We start from the raw sequence: 18647 nt of genomic DNA on the forward strand, positions 1-18647 counted from the left end.
CTCATGAAATACGGTATTCTGATGTGACAAAACCTGAATCCTGGTCGTTAAAGTGTTTGTTTGCACTCATATTTTAACTGTTAGGACTCAGGTTTTTTTATTTAAAGCAAACTATGGGACAGCAGTGTTCTAAATCCCCCTTTCTTGCACTTCGTTTTAAAGCAATGCTTTAAAACTTGCTCAGGGGGAGTTTATATAGCAATGAAATATCAAAATAAAAAAGGACTCCAAAATGACCTTACACATCACCAAAACCGCGATTGCCCGTTGGCACCAGATGCTTGAACAGCGTGATATGGCCATCCTGAATGAACTGCTGGCCGATGAGGTGGTGTTTCGTTCTCCGGTGGCCTATCAGCCTTATGCTGGCAAGCAGGTGGTGTTTTTTATTCTGACCAATGTAATTCAGGTCTTTGAGAACTTTAGCTATCACCGTGAATTTTATGCTGCAGACGGTAACAATGTTGTGCTTGAGTTTTCTGCCCAGGTGGGAGATAAAAAACTCAAGGGTATTGATATGATCCGCTTCAATGGTCAAGGTCAGATCATTGATTTTGAAGTGATGATTCGTCCTAAAAGCGGCCTCGAAGCTTTGGCTGCCGAGATGGGACAACGGATGGCACAATTTATGCCCACCTGATCTAAGCCCTGAACTCAACTGACTTCATAACATGAGAGAACTAGCATGATATAAGCCAAACCATAAAAGGGGGGAACAAAACATGAAATTTGTGATCCAGAAAATGGCCCAGCTCACCCAGCGCTTGATTGATGAATGGACCGGCGCCGCAGAACCGACCTTATATTTTAATCCCGAAGGTCAAATCCGGCGCTGTATAGATGTTTTACCGCAACTGAAACAGAAATACCGGCCAACCCCGTGGCTGTCCAATACCCATGCGCATCTGCTTTATTTTGACTTAATCAAGAAAAAAACCATCCGCCTGCATTACGATGCCATTGAGCAGCTGAACATGTCCGATGGTGGCGTAACGGCTATTGCCTGGTACGGTCTGCATCTGCCACCACGCACCCCAACCATTATTGTAATGCACACCATTGTCGGAACTGCCGAGAGCATGAGCGAGCTGGTGCGGGATTTACATCAGCAGACCGGCTGGCGTATTGCCTTATGTTTACGCCGTGGTCATGCCAACTTGCCTATGCCGGTTCCGAAAATCTGCCTGTTTGGTTCCACCGAAGATTTACGGGAACAGATCCAGTTTATTCAGAAAAAATTCCCGGTTTCTGCCCTATATGGGGTAGGTTCATCGGCCGGTACCGGTTTGCTGGTGCGTTATTTAGGTGAAGAAGGCGACAAAACGCCGCTAAAAGCTGCTTTTGCACTGTGCCCGGGGTATGACACCGAAATCGGCTTTAACCATGTTCATCCGTTTTATAGTAAGGTCATGACCAAAAAGGTGATTCAGGCCTTTATTGATCCTTATCGGAGTAGCTGGCAGAAAACCAAATCGCTGGCCAAAGTCATTACCGCGCAAAACCTGGCCGAATTTGAACAGGCCTATTTTGAGATGGCCGGCTATCATGATTATGAAAGTTATAGCAAAGCCATTAACCCGATTTATGTGTTCCAGAATGTCAAAATTCCCCTGATGATTTTAAACGCCGAAGATGATCCGGTTTGTCATATTAAAAATCTGGAACCGTATAAAGAAAGTATTCAGAAAATGCCAAATATTATGGTGGTGACCACCAAAAAGGGCAGTCATTGCGGTTTTTATGAAGGTTTAGGTGCGCCACAGTCCTGGGCCACACGTTTAATGGCTGATTATTTAAAGAACCAGCATCAACAGGGTGAACGTTCTTATTCCTGAATGGAATAGCTTCATAAAAAGGCCAATAAAAAACCCAGTACATGGACTGGGTTTTTTTATGCAACAGTGCTTGAAGGCTGAAATCAGTTTTCAAGCGCTGGGGTTGCTGCGGCAATGGCTGCGGCAACAGCGTCATCTTGTGACTGGCTGTCCGGGTCCGGGTTGGCTGGACGGGCTTCTACCGGCTTGTCTTCAGCAGGAGCGGCCTGAGCTGGCTGAGGGGCTGGCGCAGGTTCACGTGGCGTCACTTCACGACGAATTTCGGTTGTGGTGTTTTCAGTTTCAGTACGTTCAACTTCGTATTCCACTGGCGCTTCAGTTTCAGACACTTCTGGCGTTTCTGCTTCAAGTGGCTCGAACTGGGCTGGCTCAGTGATCTGCTCAGTTTGCTGAACCTCAACTTCAACCTGTTCTTCTTCCTGAGGTGCTTCTTTTTTAACACAGGCACTCAGGAATAAACTGGTTGCAATTGCACCACAAATCAAAAATTTTTTGTTCATAATCTAAAAAAGGAGGGTTCAACGAGATGCGCGTATTATAACAGCAAAAAATCAGATGAAAATCCTATGAATAAAATCTAATTTTTTATCGGAAATGCTGATAGAATAGCCAATTGTTTATTGTTCTATGAATTGATGCGGAATGACTTTGCTTTATAGGTGCAGAGTAAAGTAAAATTGCGCAACATTGCAGGCCAGTTTAGGCTCGATTGTACGAGAAACCCAATGACCCATTTTATTTTCGTGACTGGTGGTGTTGTTTCATCACTAGGTAAAGGTATTTCAGCTGCTTCAGTTGCTGCACTTTTAGAAGCCCGTGGTTTGAAAGTAACCATGGTCAAAATGGATCCATACATCAATGTCGATCCAGGGACGATGAGTCCTTTCCAACATGGTGAAGTTTTTGTCACAGAGGATGGTGCTGAAACTGACTTAGACTTGGGTTATTACGAACGTTTCTTGCGTCGTGCGAAGATGACGAAGTTAAACAACTTCACATCAGGTCGCGTGTACCAAGACGTCTTAAATAAAGAGCGTCGTGGTGATTATCTGGGCGGTACCGTTCAGGTGATTCCACACATCACAGATAATATTAAAGAGCGTGTCCTTCGCGCAGGTGAAGGTTATGACGTTGCCATTGTTGAGATTGGCGGCACGGTCGGTGACATTGAATCTCTCCCATTCATGGAATCGGTCCGTCAGCTCATGGTTGAGCTCGGTCATAAACGTACCATGCTGATGCATTTAACCCTGTTGCCATACATCAAGTCTGCAGCAGAGTTAAAAACCAAGCCAACCCAGCACTCGGTTAAAGAATTACTGTCAATCGGTATTCAGCCAGATATCTTAATCTGCCGTACTGAGCACGATGTAGACGCAGATACCACCCGTAAAATTGCACTGTTCACCAACGTTGAAGCGCGTGCAGTGGTGGTGTGTAAAGATGCCAAAACCATTTATCAAATTCCACGTACCTTCTATGAGCAGGATGTGGATGATCTGATCTGTGAACGTTTTGGTTTTGATGTGCCAGAAGCAGACCTGTCTGACTGGGATAACGTGGTTGAAGCCTTACTGAATCCGGAATACACCGTACGTGTAGCGATGGTTGGTAAATACGTTGAACTGCCAGATGCCTATAAATCGGTGAACGAAGCGTTATTGCATGCTGGTATTCAAAACCGTGTCAAAGTACAGATTGACTATGTCAATGCAGAAGACCTGGAAAGCCAGGACGTTGCAGCCGTACTGAAAGATGCTGACGCAATTCTGGTCCCTGGCGGCTTTGGTGAGCGCGGTACTGAAGGCAAAATGGCGGCAATCCGCTATGCACGTGAAAACGGTGTACCATTCCTGGGCATCTGTTTAGGTATGCAGCTTGCCGTGATCGAATACGCACGTAACGTTGCCGGTATTGCAGATGCGACTTCAACTGAATTTAACCGTTCAACCAAATCTCCATTAATTGGTCTGATTACCGAATGGTTAGATGAGCGTGGTGAAGTACAGCAGCGTTCAGTTGATTCTGACCTCGGCGGTACCATGCGTTTAGGTGCACAAAAATCAGAACTGGTTGAAGGCACCAAAACCTGTGAAGTGTACGGTTCAGCAGAAATTATTGAACGTCACCGCCACCGCTATGAAATGAATAACCGTTATATTCCTGTTCTTGAAGAAAAAGGCATGAAAATCTCAGGTTATTCACCAGTACAGCACTTGGTGGAAACAGTTGAAATCCCTCAACATCCTTGGTTTATTGCGGTACAATTCCACCCAGAATTTACCAGCTCGCCACGTGATGGACATCCGCTGTTTGCAAGCTTTATTGATGCTGCCAAAAAGCAGTACCAAAACAAGCACTAAGCGGTAAAAGGAATAAACCAGGAAGTTTAAATGTCACAATTAAAAGCACAAGAAGTTGTACGTTTAGGCGATATACAAATGGCAAACCACTTGCCATTTGTACTATTCGGCGGCATGAACGTACTTGAGTCCAAAGATTTGGCCTTTGAAATTGCAGAAACCTATATTGATATCTGCACACGTTTGAATATTCCTTACGTTTTTAAGGCCAGCTTTGATAAAGCCAACCGTTCAAGCCTGAACTCGTTCCGTGGCCCAGGCCTGGAAAAAGGGATTGAGTGGCTGGCAGACATTAAAAAACACTTCAATGTTCCGATTATCACCGACGTGCATGAGCCGTATCAGGCTGCACCGGTGGCTGAAGTTGCTGACATTATTCAGCTTCCTGCCTTTTTAAGCCGTCAGACCGATTTAGTTGAAGCTATGGCCAAAACACAGGCCATCATCAACATTAAAAAAGCCCAATTCCTTGCGCCGCATGAAATGCGTCATATCCTGCATAAATGTCTGGAAGCTGGTAATGACAAACTGATTCTTTGTGAACGGGGCTCAGCCTTTGGTTACAACAATCTGGTGGTCGACATGCTGGGCTTTGACATCATGAAAGAAATGAATGTGCCGGTCTTCTTCGATGTGACCCATGCGCTGCAAACGCCGGGTGGCCGTGCCGATTCAGCAGGTGGTCGCCGTGCGCAAATCACCACACTGGCGCGTGCTGGTATGGCGACTGGTCTTGCAGGTTTATTCCTGGAAGCGCATCCAGATCCGGATGTGGCCAAATGTGATGGCCCGTGTGCGCTGCGCCTGTCACAATTAGAGCCATTCTTGGCGCAATTAAAAGAATTGGATACTTTAGTTAAAGGATTCAAAAAGTTAGATACTCATTGATGCCCGCAACAGCATCTATTATTCAATCAACTGAGGAATTGTTCATGAGCCAAATCGTTGACATTCGTGCACGTGAAATTTTGGACTCTCGTGGTAACCCAACCATCGAAGCAGACGTAATCTTAGCATCTGGCGTAGTTGGCCGTGCATGTGCACCATCTGGTGCTTCAACTGGTTCTCGTGAAGCTTTAGAACTTCGTGATGGCGATAAAACACGTTACTTAGGTAAAGGTGTGAAAACTGCCGTAAACAACGTTAACACGCTAATCCGTGATGCGCTGGTGGGTAAATCAGTATTTGAGCAAAAAGACATCGACAATACGATGATTGCTTTAGACGGTACTGAAAACAAAGAAAAATTAGGTGCAAACGCAACGCTAGCCGTATCTTTGGCTGCTGCACGCGCTGCTGCTGATGAAAAGAAAATTCCTCTTTTCCAATACATCGCAGATTTACGTGGTCAAACTATTCTGACTATGCCTGTGCCAATGATGAACATCCTGAACGGTGGTGCGCACGCAGACAACACTGTTGACATCCAAGAGTTCATGATTGAGCCAGTAGGCTTCACTTCATTCGCTGAAGCATTACGTTCAGGCGCTGAAGTATTCCATGCGTTAAAATCAGTATTAAAGAAAAAAGGTTTGAACACAGCTGTAGGTGATGAAGGTGGTTTCGCGCCGAACTTACGTTCAAACGAAGAAGCAATTACCGTAATTCTTGAAGCAATTGAACAGACTGGCTACAAGGCAGGTTCTGACATGATGCTTGCGCTTGACTGTGCATCTTCTGAATTCTACAAGAACGGTCAATACGTACTGGAAGGCGAAGGCAACAAAGCATTCACCAGCAACCAGTTTGCTGACTATTTAGCTGGCTTGGTAAACCAATATCCAATTATCTCAATTGAAGATGGTTTAGATGAATCTGACTGGGAAGGCTGGTCTTACCTGACGTCAATTCTTGGCGACAAGATCCAGTTGGTCGGTGATGACCTGTTCGTGACTAACCCTAAAATCCTGCAACGCGGTATCAACGAAAAAGTGGGTAACTCGATTCTGATTAAATACAACCAGATTGGTACCTTGACTGAAACTTTAGATGCCATCTACCTTGCAAAAGCCAATGGTTACTCGACTGTTATTTCTCACCGTTCAGGTGAAACTGAAGATTCGACCATTGCCGATCTTGCAGTAGGTACAGCAGCAGGTCAAATCAAGACCGGTTCTCTATGCCGTTCTGACCGTGTAGCGAAATATAACCAATTACTTCGTATTGAAGAATTGACGAATGCTGCATATCGCGGTAAAGCTGAGTTTAAAGGTTTAAACTAAGCGACAGATGTCAATGTTAAGTGTATTCGACTCGAAATCGAGTAAAGTACTGTTGGGCCTTGCGATCGTTCTGATCGCAGGGTTTCAATATTTATACTGGTTTGGTGAAGGTGGTTATCGTGAACATCAGGAACTGACCCAGAAAATACAACAACAAACCGAACTCAATAATGAATTAAAAGAACGTAACCGGGTTTTGGCCGCGGAAGTTTATGATTTAAAAAATGGTGTAGAAGCCATCGAAGAACATGCCCGTCTTGATCTGGGCTTAATTAAACCACATGAAACTTTTGTACAGATGAGTACCATCAGTACCCAATATAAGCCGATTTATATCAATCCGAATGCCCAGGTAGATTTACGTACCAATGAAGCACCACAGCCAGCTGCAACAACCCCTACACCATAAACTTTGGGCCGTTATTCCGGCAGCAGGCTCGGGCAGTCGCTTTTCCAAATCCGAACTCAAGCAATATCAGATGATCCAGGACCACACGGTGCTGGAGCATACGGTAGCGCGTTTAAATCAGTTGCCGCTGGCAGGTTATGTGCTGGCCATTGGTGCGCAGGATGATGTGGCCCAGCGTTTGCTGTTTGCACATCAGGATAAAGCTCATTTTTGTCTGGGTGGCGCAGAGCGGGTCAACTCGGTACTGAATGCCTTGCAGTATTTATCTGCTATTGCATCGGATGAAGACTGGGTGCTGGTGCATGATGCCGCGCGTCCCTGTGTGGCGGTTGAAAACTTATATGCGCTGGTGAATCAGGCGGTACACAGCAACCAGAGTGCCATTCTGGCCATTCCGGTCCGTGACACCCTCAAGCGCGTAGAGACGCAGCAGCAGATTCAGACCACAGTAGACCGTGCCCAGCTGTGGCAGGCGCAAACCCCGCAAATGGCGCGCTTAGGTGAGCTAAAACGCGCGATTGAACAGGCATTGGCGCAAGAGGTGAATATTACCGATGAAGCCAGTGCGCTGGAGCATGGTGGCTATCCGGTACAGGTGGTACAGGGACGCTCGGACAATATTAAAATTACCTATCCCGATGATCTGGAGCTGGCGCGTTTAATTCTGCAAGCCCAGCACGCCGCAACCACTGCATAAAAAATCTTTGCTGAAATCATGAGTCGAGTGTGTATTTCCGATTCACTCTGCGCATGGTTCATCCTATAATTGCCGATGATTTGTTATCTGGATTGAATGGGGCGCAATGATACCTTCTCAGCAGTATCGTTTTTTACGTCACTCTTTACGTGATGGAAGAAGCATTAAAAGCGATACCTCTCGCTGGACCAAACTACACCTCGATCCCTGGCTATTATGCTTCCTGATCCTGAATGCAATTTTAGGGCTGATGGTGGTGTATAGTGCCACCGCACAGGATATGGGAATGGTGATGCGTCAGGGCATCAGCTTTGGTATCGGCTTTATTGCCATGTTTATCTGTGCGCAGATTCCGCCCAAGGTCTATCAGGCCGCCAGTCCCTATTTTTATGCCCTGGCCGTGCTCATGCTGGTACTGGTGCTGCTGATTGGTGAAACCCGCATGGGGGCCAAACGCTGGATCAGTCTGCCCGGTATTGGTAGTATGCAGCCCAGTGAATTCATGAAATTTACCATGCCACTGATGATGGCCTGGTATTTTGCTCGTAAACCGTTTCCACCCAAATTCCTGCAAATCGTCGGTGCGCTGGTGCTGCTCGGCATTCCTTTTGTGCTGGTGGCGCTACAGCCGGACTTGAACATTGGCCTGATTATTCCGGGCATTTTTGTATTGTTTCTGAGCGGCATGTCCTGGCGTTTAATTGGCGGGGCATTTGCGGCGATGGCCATTGTTGCACCGCTGGCCTGGATGTTTTTATTACAGGAATATCAAAAGAAACGGATTTTAACCCTGTTTGATCCGGAATCTGATGCACTCGGCGCTGGCTGGAATATTATTCAATCTAAAATTGCCATTGGTTCGGGTGGTCTGACCGGTAAGGGCTATCTGGAAGGCACTCAGTCGCATTTGGGTTATTTGCCGGAGCATCATACTGACTTTATTATGTCGACCTATGCTGAAGAATTTGGCTTCTTTGGCGTATTTTTACTGTTCGCGCTGTTTGCTGCAATTATTATCCGCTGCCTGATTATCAGCTTGAGCTGTTTTCATAATTTCGGCCGCCTATATGCCGGTGCAGTTGGTTTGACCTTCTTCTTCTTTGTGTTTTTAAATTCTGGCATGGTCAGCGGGATTTTACCGGTAACCGGCGATCCATTACCGTTAATGAGCTATGGCGGTACGGCTGTGGTCAGTTTGCTGGCCGGGATGGGCATTGTCATGTCGGTACATACCCATCGTTAAACACGATCCTGCTGTTATAAAAAAGCCTCATCTGAGGCTTTTTGGTTATGAGCTTTTCACAAAGCCTGCTTCCTGGGAAGACGGGTATTTGGTCAGCAGGGTGCTACGATACTGCGCGGCCAGTGCATCATTCTTGTCGACATTTTTGGCAATGCTATACAGGCGATACACCGCATTGGAGGCTTTAGACGAATTTGGATATTTGCTGGCAACAATTTCAAAATTCTTTTTGGCTTCGCTGTAATTGGTTGGTTCAATTGCCAGATTAAACTCGGCCAGCCAGAAATAGGCATTGCTGATATACACGCTATTCGGATGGTTTTTAATAAAGTTCTGCATCGGGGCAATGGCTTTTTTGGCCCCGCCTTGTTTATAGGCATCCAAAGCGATGGTATAGGCGGCTTTTTCCAGTTCTTCCGTCGAGCTTTGTGTGCTAACCACGGTGGTCGCTGCTGGTGCTGGGGCAGCGGTATTATTTACGGGGTTGCTGGTGGGTTGGCTGCTGCTGGCTGTACTGGGAGAACTATCCTGTTGATTATCCTCCTCTACAGCAGGTGCCGCTTCCGGATCAATTTTCTGGTTCAGCAGTTCAAGACGCTGGTCTAAATCGGTATAACGGTTGGTCAGTTCATGCTTGAGCTGGGCAATCTCGTTTTCCTGTTCTTCCATTTTGCCACGCAGGGTGCGAATATCATTTTCAAGCTGCTGGTTTTTTTGCATTAATTGCCAGTTCAGGTTGGTGGTGACCGGAGCGCCGCTATTGGAGGCGCCAATGGCCGTCGGGGTGCTGGCACTGCCGCTGTTCTGGCTTAAGCCGCGTGATTCAATGGGAATATTGGCCAGTGCTGGCGCAGAGCAGAGCAGGGTGAGTGCACAGAGCGTATGCTTTTTTAGCATCATTTTCATATCCATCTTTTATCTTTACTGGGAATGAGCGGGCAGGAAAGGGCTCATTCCAAATCATCATGTGCACATTAAAAACGGCCCGAACCCGAATTGCAATAAGCTTTTACAAAGTTGTCATGAATTAGGCGTCTGTCAAAATTCTCGGAATTCTGTTGCAAAATAACCAATTAAATACAAACTGTTTTTTTAATAATCAAATAGATGGCTGATTTATATAAAAGCGCAATCAGGACTTGCAAGTTCAATAAAATTGTCTATACTCTGTTTCTGCAATGGTAGCCCTGCCGGTTACTTCGCAATTTCACCCTGTGAACCCCGCCAGGACCGGAAGGTAGCAACGGTAGCAGACGTGGGATGTGCCGAAGCTTTGCTGGTAGGGTTGCCACCATTTTTATAATTCTTAGAATATCGCTTTTTTCTTTTTAATTTCCTTTCGATTTAATCCCTATATTATTCTCTTATATTTGTCGATGTTTCATCCTAGTTAGATGCTTATCTACATCTCTAGATTCAGTTTTTAATCTTCTGCTTTACGGTTAATCGCCTTCATAATCGCATCCATTTCAAAACCACGATACATTAAAAAGCGGATCTGTCTGGCTTTCAGTTTCGGGTCTTTCGTGACATCAGGACCAAACTTTTTAACTTTTAATTCGTAGGCTTGCTGCACCCAGTCGGTTTCTTTCAGTTCTTCTGAAATTAAAGCGGTATCAATTTTTTTGCTTTTCAGCTTCATTTTAATCTGATTGGGGCCTTTGCCTTTGCGCTTTTGGCTGGACAGCAGGGTTTCGGCCACACGCTGGTCACTCTGGTAATTCTCGCGTGACAGTTCATCGACCAAGGCGACCACTTCTTCACGGTTTTCTGCATACAGCGCCAGTTTCTCAATCAGTTCGGCTTTGGAATATTCTTTACGGGTTAGGACTGCAAAAGCATAAGAGCGCAAACGCGAGCCGCTTAAACCCGGTTTGTGCTCCTGACCGTTATTATGTTCGAATAAGCGTTCTTCAGGATCAAATTCAGGCGGGGCAGCTGCAGATACAGATGGTGCTGGCTGATCTTCTGCATCGCCAAATTGCTGCTTTAAGGTTTCATAGTCCAACAGTTTAGTGAATTTTGCATCTGACATAAGCATCTCGCAGAAAAGGGCCATCAGCATAATAACAAAACGCCCCGTAGGGCGTATTGTGTAATGTCTAAAGTCTCAACAGTTGAGTCTTACAGATCTAATGAAAAGTCTGGTTCTTCTTCGTCTTTTTCTTCAACCACGTTGCCTGTGGTTAACAGCTGTTCACGAATCAGTTTTTCAATGGTCTGTGCCAGTTCAGGATGTTCTTCCAGATGGCGAATGGTATTGTTTTTACCCTGACCAATCTTTTCACCTTGATATGAATACCAGGCACCGGCTTTTTGTACAATCTCTTGCTGTACAGCTAGGTCGACCAGTTCACCTAAATGGTTTACACCTTTGCCGTACAGAATCTGGAACAGCGCTTCACGGAACGGAGGTGCCATCTTGTTTTTCACCACTTTCACTTTGGTTTCAGAGCCGACAATTTCGTCACCTTCTTTAACCTGACCAACACGGCGAATATCTAAACGTACTGAGGCATAGAATTTCAGTGCGTTACCACCAGTGGTGGTTTCCGGGCTACCAAACATCACACCAATCTTCATACGGATCTGGTTAATGAAGATCACCATACAGTTAGAACGTTTGGCATTACCGGTAATTTTACGTAGCGCCTGGCTCATCAGACGAGCCTGCAAGCCCATATGTGAATCACCCATTTCGCCTTCAATTTCGGCACGTGGGGTCAGGGCTGCAACAGAGTCGACAACGATCAGGTCAATTGCGCCTGAACGTACCAGCATGTCTGCAATTTCTAGCGCCTGTTCACCGTTGTCCGGTTGTGAAACCAGCAGGTTGTCAATATCTACACCCAGTTTGCGTGCATATTGAGGATCAAGAGCATGTTCGGCATCAATAAAGGCACAGGTGCCGCCGGCTTTTTGACATTCCGCAATGGCTTGCAGGGTCATTGTGGTTTTACCTGAAGATTCAGGGCCATAAATTTCAATAATACGGCCTTTTGGTAAACCGCCAATACCGAGCGCGATGTCCAGCGTTAATGAGCCGGTAGATACTGCTTCTACAGCCTGTACGGTATTGTCACCAAGACGCATTACTGTGTTTTTACCAAACTGTTTTTCAATCTGGCTTAGGGCAGCATTTAGCGCCTTGCTTTTATTCTCATCCATCTTACAACCTCAATACGATGTCACCAAACAATATACTCAAGTGGATGTATGTACTTCAAACTCTTTCCACCCGAGTATAGTGACAGAATTTATGTTTCTCTTCTATGAAAATCAGTGGCCTTGCGACACATTCTGACGCCCAAAATTAATCATCATGATATGACCAGGACTGGTCATAGGACTGATCATTTTCTTGTTTAAATTTACTGATTTGTCGTCGGTCTTTTTTACTTGGACGATGATCAGGCCGTGCTAGATTATGCAACTTTCTTTGTGATGCAATCAATTCCCGACGAGCAATACTGACCTCAGTTTCTTCATAAAGTTGCTGGGCCACCGGTGCCGGACCACGGACTGCCGATAAAGACAGTACTTTGACCGTTTTGCGGTCAAAGCCCTGTTGTACGGTCAGCTCCATGCCAACCCGGATTTCCTTGGAAACTTTGACGCGCTCACCATTATGATGCACCTTGCCGCCTTCAATGGCTGCTTTGGCAATTGAACGGGTTTTAAAAAAGCGGGCCGCCCAGAGCCACTTGTCAATACGCATGCTTTCTACAGCTTCGTGTTGAGCAGATTTAGGCATATATTTTGTTTTCCTCAGCGTGTTGCAATAGGGGAATCAGGTCGGTCAGCGCATGCAGCATCGGATAACGGCTGTCTGCACGGGCTGCTTTGCCTGATGAAGGCTGCTGAATGGTCAGCAGCTGTTGAATACCGAATTTTGCTGCACCATTGAGTACTTTTTCGGTATCATCAATAAAGTAACAGCGGGCAGGATCAAAAGGATGCTGCTGTGCCAGGTATTGCCAGAACGCGACAAATTCTTTGGCATGTCCAACGCTTTCACTGCTGATCATGACATCAAAATAGTCGGCCAGACCAGTCTGCTCAAGTTTAAAGGCCAGGCCGGCGCAGTCGGCATTGGTGGCCAGCCAGATTGGATAGCCATTGGCTTTTAGGTAATCGAGCAGCTCGATACAGCCCGGTCTTAAAGCCACCTTATGTTTGTGCTCAATCTGCATGGCCAGTACATCGACCCCGACTTTACTGGTCCAGAAGCGCGATGAATACCAGTTGAGGGTATGGTTGTGTTCCTGATAAAACTGGAACAGGGTATCCCGGCTTTCCGCCAGACTGCATTGATGCAGCTCGGCATAGCGCACCGGTAACAGCTCATTCCAGATGAAATCATCATAGGCAAGGTCAAGCAGCGTACCATCCATGTCAAAGATGATGGTGGGTTGATCAGAATAATTCGACATATAAGGCTATCTATGTTTAAAAAAACCACAGCACCACAAGATCCACTGATTTTGCAGCTGATGCCCATTGTGACACAGGCATGTGAAATCTTGCGAGAAGAATATCAGCGTTATTGTTCCGGTGCCGATTTTGATATTGAACACAAAAGCGATGAATCGCCCGTAACCCAGGCCGATTTTCGGGTGAATGCCTTCATTACAGAACAGCTGGCCCAGCAGTTTCCAGATGTGCCGCTACTGTCAGAAGAAGGCGCAGTTTATGATCGGGCGCGGTGGGACACGTTCTGGCTGCTTGATCCACTCGATGGCACCAAAGAGTTTTTACATCAACGTCCGGAATTTACCATTAACCTGAGTCTGGTCGAAGGCATTCATACCACCTTTGCCATTCTGGCGATTCCGGGCGAGCAAACGGTGTATATCTGCCCCAAACAGGGCCTGCCGCTACGGTTTAATATCCAGCAACAGCAATGGTACGCCTATCTATATGTAGACAGTGGTCCGCAGATTCAAGTCGGTTTAAGTCAAAGTAGCCAAAATAAACCGGTCTATGAGCAGTATCTACAGGCGCTCGCTACGATTGAACAGGACTATACGGTTTTTCGTGCTGGCAGTGCTTATAAGTTCTGCATGATGCTGGAAGATAAAGTGGATTTATATCCGCGTTTTCACCCAACCAGTGAATGGGACACCAGTGCTGGCCAATGCCTGATTGAACGGATTGGCGGTGGCCTGATTGATTTTCAGGGACGGCCATTTTTATATAACCATCGTGATACGCTGTTAAATGGCAATTTTATTGCCTATAAAAATGCCGAAATGAAAGAGATTGCCTTGCGTGCTCTAGCACTTATGGCGAATGAACATTGAGCTAATTTGCCAACATGCTATAGTGGGCTTAACACCTTTGTATTTGGCTTGATCCATGGCGTTAGAGCTGCTTCCACCGAGTATGTTAAAGGCAATTGATTTATTGCCCGATGTACATACTCCCGTGACCTTGTTTACCCGGCATTCCATTCGTGAAAATGTGGCTGGACAGGGGCTGGCGGGCTATGATTTGCAGTTAACCGGTCCGGGGCGTGAACTGGCGCAAAAATGGGGGGCTTATCTTATTGACCATAGCGGACGCGCCATTCAGCATTGTATCTCTAGTCCGATCCAGCGCTGTGTCGATACTGCCGCCTTAATGATTGAAGGTGCAGATTCGGTACATATTGCGCCAAATACCCATCATATTGAAATTGTCGAGCAGGGTTTGCTGGTCGAGCCAGGCAGTTTTGTGCTGGACATCAAGCAGGCTGGTCCGTATTTTCGCCAGCAGGGTGCGTTGGGCTTTATTAACAGCTTTGTCAATAATGCCTTGCCGGGCATGAAACATCCGATTCATGGCGTGGTGGATGTGCTGGAACTGATTTATAACACTCATCCTAACAGTCCGGGCGGCCTAAGTCTGGCGGTCAGTCATGACACCATTCTGGCTGCGATTATTGCGGTAATTTCAGGGCGTAATGAGGTGTCACAGGAAGACTGGCCACAAATGATGGAAGGGCTGTTTGTCTGGTTTGAAGGTGAAAATTTTCTGGAATCACAGTTGAAATGGATCTGGCGCGGCAAAGTACATACCTTGGATATCTCGCAGTTTCATCAAAAAGTTTAATATAAATTTGCGCTGGGGATGGTTTGTGAAGGTGAGCTATGGCTGGCTTTAATATATCTTGCTCACACTCAAAAAAATTCACCTAAAATGACTATGTGCTACGCCTATTTCTATTGGGGTGTAAGAGTCTTGTCTGTCTAAAAAACGCCTAAATCAAAATTTTATTTTCTGCTGCATTTTTGTTCATCATTTAAAAAATAAAAATTAGCTTTCTCTGTATCTGCTCAATAAAGTACAACACATTGCTTTGGACTCTAAACTACTTTAATATATTTAATTAAGTTATTGAAAAATATGTGTTTATTTTTTTATTTTTAGTCATAAATTGACATTGGGGTAAAGTAAATAGTGAAAAGTGTGATCAAGTTTCCGCTTAGTTTGTTAAGTGTAAGTATATTGTCGTTTATGCTGACGGCATGTGGCGGTGGTGGTAGTGATGGAGAAAGTCAACAGCCGAACAATGGGACAGCACCAGATGCTCCGCTGCATGGAAGTCATTATCCTGAGCCAACGCAAGATGTGGTAAGTCCATCTGTTTTGGGTTTTTATGATTTTAATGCCCAGTCTGAATCACGTGAAGTGCGTAATGATTTAACAGGTTCTTTGCAGGCGATGGTGCAGTTTGCCCAAGGCCATGTGGTTGACCCGAATGGTAACGAAGAGAAAAAAATGCCACGTTTAACCGCAGAACGGGAGGCATTGTTATTAATCACACCGATGCAGGAGATGGATCAGATTAATGCACTGCAGGTTGAGGTGTATCAGAATGAACGGCTGTTACGCCGTATCAACCTGGCTGATCCGACTCAAATTCCGGCCTCGGACCAGAGCAATCGTGATGGCCGTGCAGAAGTGCGCTACAGTAAACGGGCCTGGTCAGCGCGCTTAAACTGGGATGAAGTACGTCCGGGCTTAAAATTACGGATCATTGACAGCAAAAACCGCAGTGGTGATTTACTGGCAGAGCAGATTGATTTTGCTGCGCCTGGTGAACTGGTACTAAATAATATCCGGATTGGACTGCTCACTGCGCCGCCACATTCAACAGGACATGCCATGCTGCTTGAACCGGAAAATTCAGGCACAGACTATTTCCAGACCATTCCGGCAGCGCACATGACGGTGGCTAAATATGATGATATTCAGCTGGATCGGGTGATGGTGGCCAACGGCACCATCTACGACAGTCAAAGTGCAGGCGAAGGCGGTGTTTATTCGGGGGATATGCGTGAAAACACGGCGAAATCGACCTTTAGTGTGGGAATTAACTTGGCCAACTGGGGGGTGACCAGTGCTTCGATGCTCAGTCAGCAACAGCCTCAACTGACTCAAACTGTGGTAACTCACCATGCGCGGGGTAAATATAGCAATGGTGAACAGACCCATGGCTTGAGTGGCGGTAACGGCATGTTGACCCTGTATAACTCGGTGGGTAACGAATTTAGCCATGAAATTGGCCATCATTATGGTTTAGGCCATTATCCGGGCTCTTTTAAAGTAGATGATACCACCACCAATTATTTCTGGTCGGCACATCATGCCGATAGTGGCTGGGGCTATATAGGCTATCGCAACAAAATGCGCGGTAATTTGGCCTGGCAATCCTCCAATCTGGGCGATGGCAAAAACGGGGTGCCAAATTTCCTGAAACTGTATCCGTATGGTTGGGATGCCATGTCAGGCGGTGCCACCAATAGCAGTATTTCACGTTATACCCATTACACCGGTTATAGTACCTTTTTGCGTATCCAGCCGCATTTTACCAATCGTCATGTGTGGGATGAAAGCTCGCCATCCGGCTATAAACGCTGGAATCCGGACAGCCGCCAGATGGAAGTGGTCTATCCGAAAGTGCCGAATTCAAGCGAGGTCTGGTATAACAGCGCCGATGGCTATTATTTAAAACCGCGTTTATTTGGGGTGCCGGTGATTACCATTATTGGCAGCTATGATCCGGAAACCCAGCAAGGGGTGTTGTATCCGGCAGCACGCAGCAACTGGGGCAATGTCTATGATTTGCCGGCTGCACAGCGTGGCGCAGAGCAGGCGGCTTGCTGGTTAGATGTTCAATATACCAATCGCAGCCAGAACGTGGCTTTGGCACCTCATCGTATGCGTGGTAATGCCAATAAGCTGCATGTGAACCTGGCCATTACAGATCAGCCGCAACAGGTTAATTTGTACTGCAAAAAAGCCAATGAAGCCGAGAAATTATTATCGACACTTACGATTCCTCAATACAGCACTGCCATTTCAGCTGCTGTAAAAATTGGACGCGCGGATGGTTATACGGCGCTTAGAAAAGTGGAATTGCCGGAATTCCAGCAGCAATTGGAAGCACAGGCCAATCAGGCGGTCATCGCTTTAAAGCCGGCTGCACAATTACTATATGATTCTTATGCAGAAAATCGTCATGAATTGAGTGCACTAGCTCAGCAGCAGTTGCAGCGTTATGAACAGCAGCAACAGAACATCTACCGTTTGAATCGCTGGATGAATGTCTACCGTGCCGATCTGGAGCATGCAAAACCTGAAGCGCAAACAGCGCTGGAAGGCTTCGTGACGCAGTTGGGACTGGCCAATGAAGATCTTCTGGCTGAAGCAACGCTACTTAAAAACAGAAATAACTGTTTGAAAGTGGAAACTCTGGCGACAGGTCAGAAAAATGTCTATATCAGTGGTGCAAGCGCCTGTACCGGAGATGACACCGAGCAATGGATTTATGATGGTTTGGGCCGGATTCATAGTAAAGCCGAGATAGATTTGTGTTTAAGCAATAACAGCAATGTGGTAACACTGGCCAGCTGTAGCACCACACAGGACAGTCAGGTGTGGACAATGCATACAGAAACCGGAACCATCCGCCAGGGTGCTCAATGTTTTGATCTGGAACATGGCTATTTAAAAGACAATTGTGCCCGTTTAATCCGCTATGGCTGTACCGGTGGGGCTAACCAGCAATGGACCCAGTTAAGCGCTAATAATAGTCTGCAACTGGCTTATTTAACCCCAGAAAACTTAAGACTGATGCTGAAATAACAATTCATATTCAACATTCTAAGTCTGAATTACATAAACATCTTCTAAGTAGTTTAGGAGGTGTTTTTTTATGGGGGATGTTGTGGCAATCAAAAATATAGGGGGACAGATTTATTTTCTAGTGATGGTAGGTCGTGTGATGGTTAGATGTTTTTTAGACGGTTTAGTGTGGAATTGAGATGGAATCGATCGGGACGTAAACGTATTGAGGATAAGATCGGACCAAAATAAAATCTACAGATACAAAAAAAGCCCTGAATCAGGGCTCTTTCTGCTTTGCGATTAGTTAGAAGCTAATGCTTTAACTTGCGCGTTCAAGCGGCTCTTATGACGAGCAGCTTTATTTTTATGGATGATGCCTTTATCAGCCATGCGGTCGATTACAGGTACAGCTTTTTTGTAAGCTTCTGAAGCAACAGCATAGTCACCAGCAGCGATAGCAGCTACTGTACGTTTAAGATAGGTACGAACCATAGAACGCAAGCTTGCGTTATGTTTACGTGCTTTAACGTTTTGACGAGCACGTTTTTTAGCTTGAGCAGAGTTTGCCACTCGTGCACTCCTTGAAATAGATTGGTCTGGGCGGGCCGCAATTCAACTGAAAACCACATCAGCAGAATTTCACCAGCCCGTAAACAAGTGCCATATTTTGATTAAACAATGCGTCGAAGTCAAGTCTTGACAAGCTTTGACAACATTTAAGATGCAGAAAAAAATGAAAGAAAACGTTAGATTAGTGTGAGTGC

At 45.9% G+C, this 18647-nt stretch carries 18 protein-coding genes and 1 other RNA gene; 12 read left to right on the plus strand and 7 right to left on the minus strand.

From position 1 onward, the window contains the following. Positions 1 to 232: 232 nt before the first annotated feature. Together FTU55_RS08370 and FTU55_RS08375 are read left to right on the plus strand one after the other, a co-directional pair. Positions 233 to 640, plus strand: coding sequence for a nuclear transport factor 2 family protein (locus tag FTU55_RS08370; protein WP_168396505.1), 408 nt, complete (start codon positions 233 to 235; stop codon positions 638 to 640). A gap of 82 nt (positions 641 to 722) precedes the next feature. Further along, positions 723 to 1835, plus strand: a complete 1113-nt coding sequence (locus FTU55_RS08375; RefSeq protein ID WP_016659027.1) for a YheT family hydrolase — start codon at positions 723 to 725, stop codon at positions 1833 to 1835. An 83-nt stretch (positions 1836 to 1918) separates the two neighbouring features. Here the strand turns inward: FTU55_RS08375 and FTU55_RS08380 are convergent, their stop codons facing one another. Then, complete coding sequence (locus tag FTU55_RS08380; protein WP_005178512.1) at positions 1919 to 2335, minus strand: hypothetical protein; 417 nt, start codon at positions 2333 to 2335, stop codon at positions 1919 to 1921. A gap of 225 nt (positions 2336 to 2560) precedes the next feature. Here FTU55_RS08380 and FTU55_RS08385 point away from each other — a divergent pair, with 225 nt between their 5' ends. The 6 genes from FTU55_RS08385 to rodA all read left to right on the plus strand — a co-directional run bounded on the left by FTU55_RS08385 (position 2561) and on the right by rodA (position 8769). Further along, a complete protein-coding gene (locus FTU55_RS08385) occupies positions 2561 to 4198 on the plus strand; it encodes a CTP synthase (protein ID WP_005178510.1) in 1638 nt (545 codons plus the stop codon). Positions 4199 to 4228: 30 nt separating this feature from the next. Then, the gene (gene kdsA / locus FTU55_RS08390; RefSeq protein ID WP_005178509.1) at positions 4229 to 5086 is read left to right on the plus strand and encodes a 3-deoxy-8-phosphooctulonate synthase; all 858 of its coding nucleotides are present in this window, start codon (positions 4229 to 4231) and stop codon (positions 5084 to 5086) included. Between the two features lie 44 nt (positions 5087 to 5130). Continuing rightward, positions 5131 to 6420 (plus strand): phosphopyruvate hydratase, encoded by a 1290-nt coding sequence (gene eno, locus FTU55_RS08395; RefSeq protein ID WP_005178507.1) that lies wholly within the window; start codon positions 5131 to 5133, stop codon positions 6418 to 6420. A gap of 7 nt (positions 6421 to 6427) precedes the next feature. Next, positions 6428 to 6829 carry a septum formation initiator family protein gene (locus tag FTU55_RS08400; RefSeq protein ID WP_075167982.1) on the plus strand — a complete coding sequence of 134 codons (402 nt, stop codon included), beginning with the start codon at positions 6428 to 6430 and terminating at the stop codon, positions 6827 to 6829. Continuing rightward, on the plus strand, positions 6789 to 7526 hold the full coding sequence (gene ispD, locus FTU55_RS08405) for a 2-C-methyl-D-erythritol 4-phosphate cytidylyltransferase (protein WP_180046778.1): 738 nt from the start codon (positions 6789 to 6791) through the stop codon (positions 7524 to 7526). Before FTU55_RS08400 ends, ispD begins: the two co-directional genes overlap by 41 nt. Positions 7527 to 7632: 106 nt before the next feature. After that, positions 7633 to 8769, plus strand: a complete 1137-nt coding sequence (rodA, locus tag FTU55_RS08410) for a rod shape-determining protein RodA (RefSeq protein WP_005178500.1) — start codon at positions 7633 to 7635, stop codon at positions 8767 to 8769. Positions 8770 to 8814: 45 nt separating this feature from the next. Here rodA and FTU55_RS08415 read toward each other — a convergent pair whose 3' ends face one another. Continuing rightward, complete coding sequence (locus tag FTU55_RS08415; RefSeq protein ID WP_168398679.1) at positions 8815 to 9669, minus strand: YbgF trimerization domain-containing protein; 855 nt, start codon at positions 9667 to 9669, stop codon at positions 8815 to 8817. 288 nt (positions 9670 to 9957) lie between these two features. On the opposite strand from FTU55_RS08415, the gene ffs reads away from it, so the two are divergent. Next, an RNA gene (ffs, locus tag FTU55_RS08420) (signal recognition particle sRNA small type) lies at positions 9958 to 10054 on the plus strand. Between the two features lie 138 nt (positions 10055 to 10192). On the opposite strand, the gene FTU55_RS08425 is transcribed toward ffs, so the two are convergent. The 4 genes from FTU55_RS08425 to FTU55_RS08440 form a co-directional block, all read right to left on the minus strand. Next, a complete protein-coding gene (locus FTU55_RS08425; RefSeq protein ID WP_180046780.1) occupies positions 10193 to 10804 on the minus strand; it encodes a regulatory protein RecX in 612 nt (203 codons plus the stop codon). Positions 10805 to 10893: 89 nt separating this feature from the next. Further along, the gene (gene recA, locus FTU55_RS08430; RefSeq protein ID WP_005178495.1) at positions 10894 to 11937 is read right to left on the minus strand and encodes a recombinase RecA; all 1044 of its coding nucleotides are present in this window, start codon (positions 11935 to 11937) and stop codon (positions 10894 to 10896) included. A 145-nt stretch (positions 11938 to 12082) separates the two neighbouring features. Beyond that, positions 12083 to 12523, minus strand: a complete 441-nt coding sequence (locus tag FTU55_RS08435; protein WP_005178493.1) for an RNA-binding S4 domain-containing protein — start codon at positions 12521 to 12523, stop codon at positions 12083 to 12085. Further along, the gene (locus FTU55_RS08440) at positions 12516 to 13202 is read right to left on the minus strand and encodes an HAD-IA family hydrolase (RefSeq protein ID WP_180046782.1); all 687 of its coding nucleotides are present in this window, start codon (positions 13200 to 13202) and stop codon (positions 12516 to 12518) included. The genes FTU55_RS08435 and FTU55_RS08440 overlap by 8 nt, the downstream gene beginning before the upstream one ends. A gap of 12 nt (positions 13203 to 13214) precedes the next feature. Here FTU55_RS08440 and FTU55_RS08445 point away from each other — a divergent pair, with 12 nt between their 5' ends. The 3 genes from FTU55_RS08445 (at position 13215) to FTU55_RS08455 (ending at position 17901) form a co-directional block, all read left to right on the plus strand. Beyond that, a complete protein-coding gene (locus FTU55_RS08445; RefSeq protein WP_005178490.1) occupies positions 13215 to 14072 on the plus strand; it encodes a 3'(2'),5'-bisphosphate nucleotidase CysQ in 858 nt (285 codons plus the stop codon). A gap of 55 nt (positions 14073 to 14127) precedes the next feature. Beyond that, entirely contained in the window at positions 14128 to 14862 is a 735-nt protein-coding gene (locus FTU55_RS08450; protein WP_005178488.1) for a histidine phosphatase family protein, read from the plus strand. A 360-nt stretch (positions 14863 to 15222) separates the two neighbouring features. Then, positions 15223 to 17901, plus strand: coding sequence for a M66 family metalloprotease (locus FTU55_RS08455; RefSeq protein WP_373686119.1), 2679 nt, complete (start codon positions 15223 to 15225; stop codon positions 17899 to 17901). A gap of 282 nt (positions 17902 to 18183) precedes the next feature. On the opposite strand, the gene rpsT is transcribed toward FTU55_RS08455, so the two are convergent. After that, on the minus strand, positions 18184 to 18453 hold the full coding sequence (rpsT, locus tag FTU55_RS08460) for a 30S ribosomal protein S20 (RefSeq protein WP_005178484.1): 270 nt from the start codon (positions 18451 to 18453) through the stop codon (positions 18184 to 18186). Positions 18454 to 18647: the final 194 nt, after the last annotated feature.

It is taken from the genome of Acinetobacter sp. YH12117 (assembly GCF_013418865.1).
Lineage (GTDB): Bacteria > Pseudomonadota > Gammaproteobacteria > Pseudomonadales > Moraxellaceae > Acinetobacter > Acinetobacter indicus.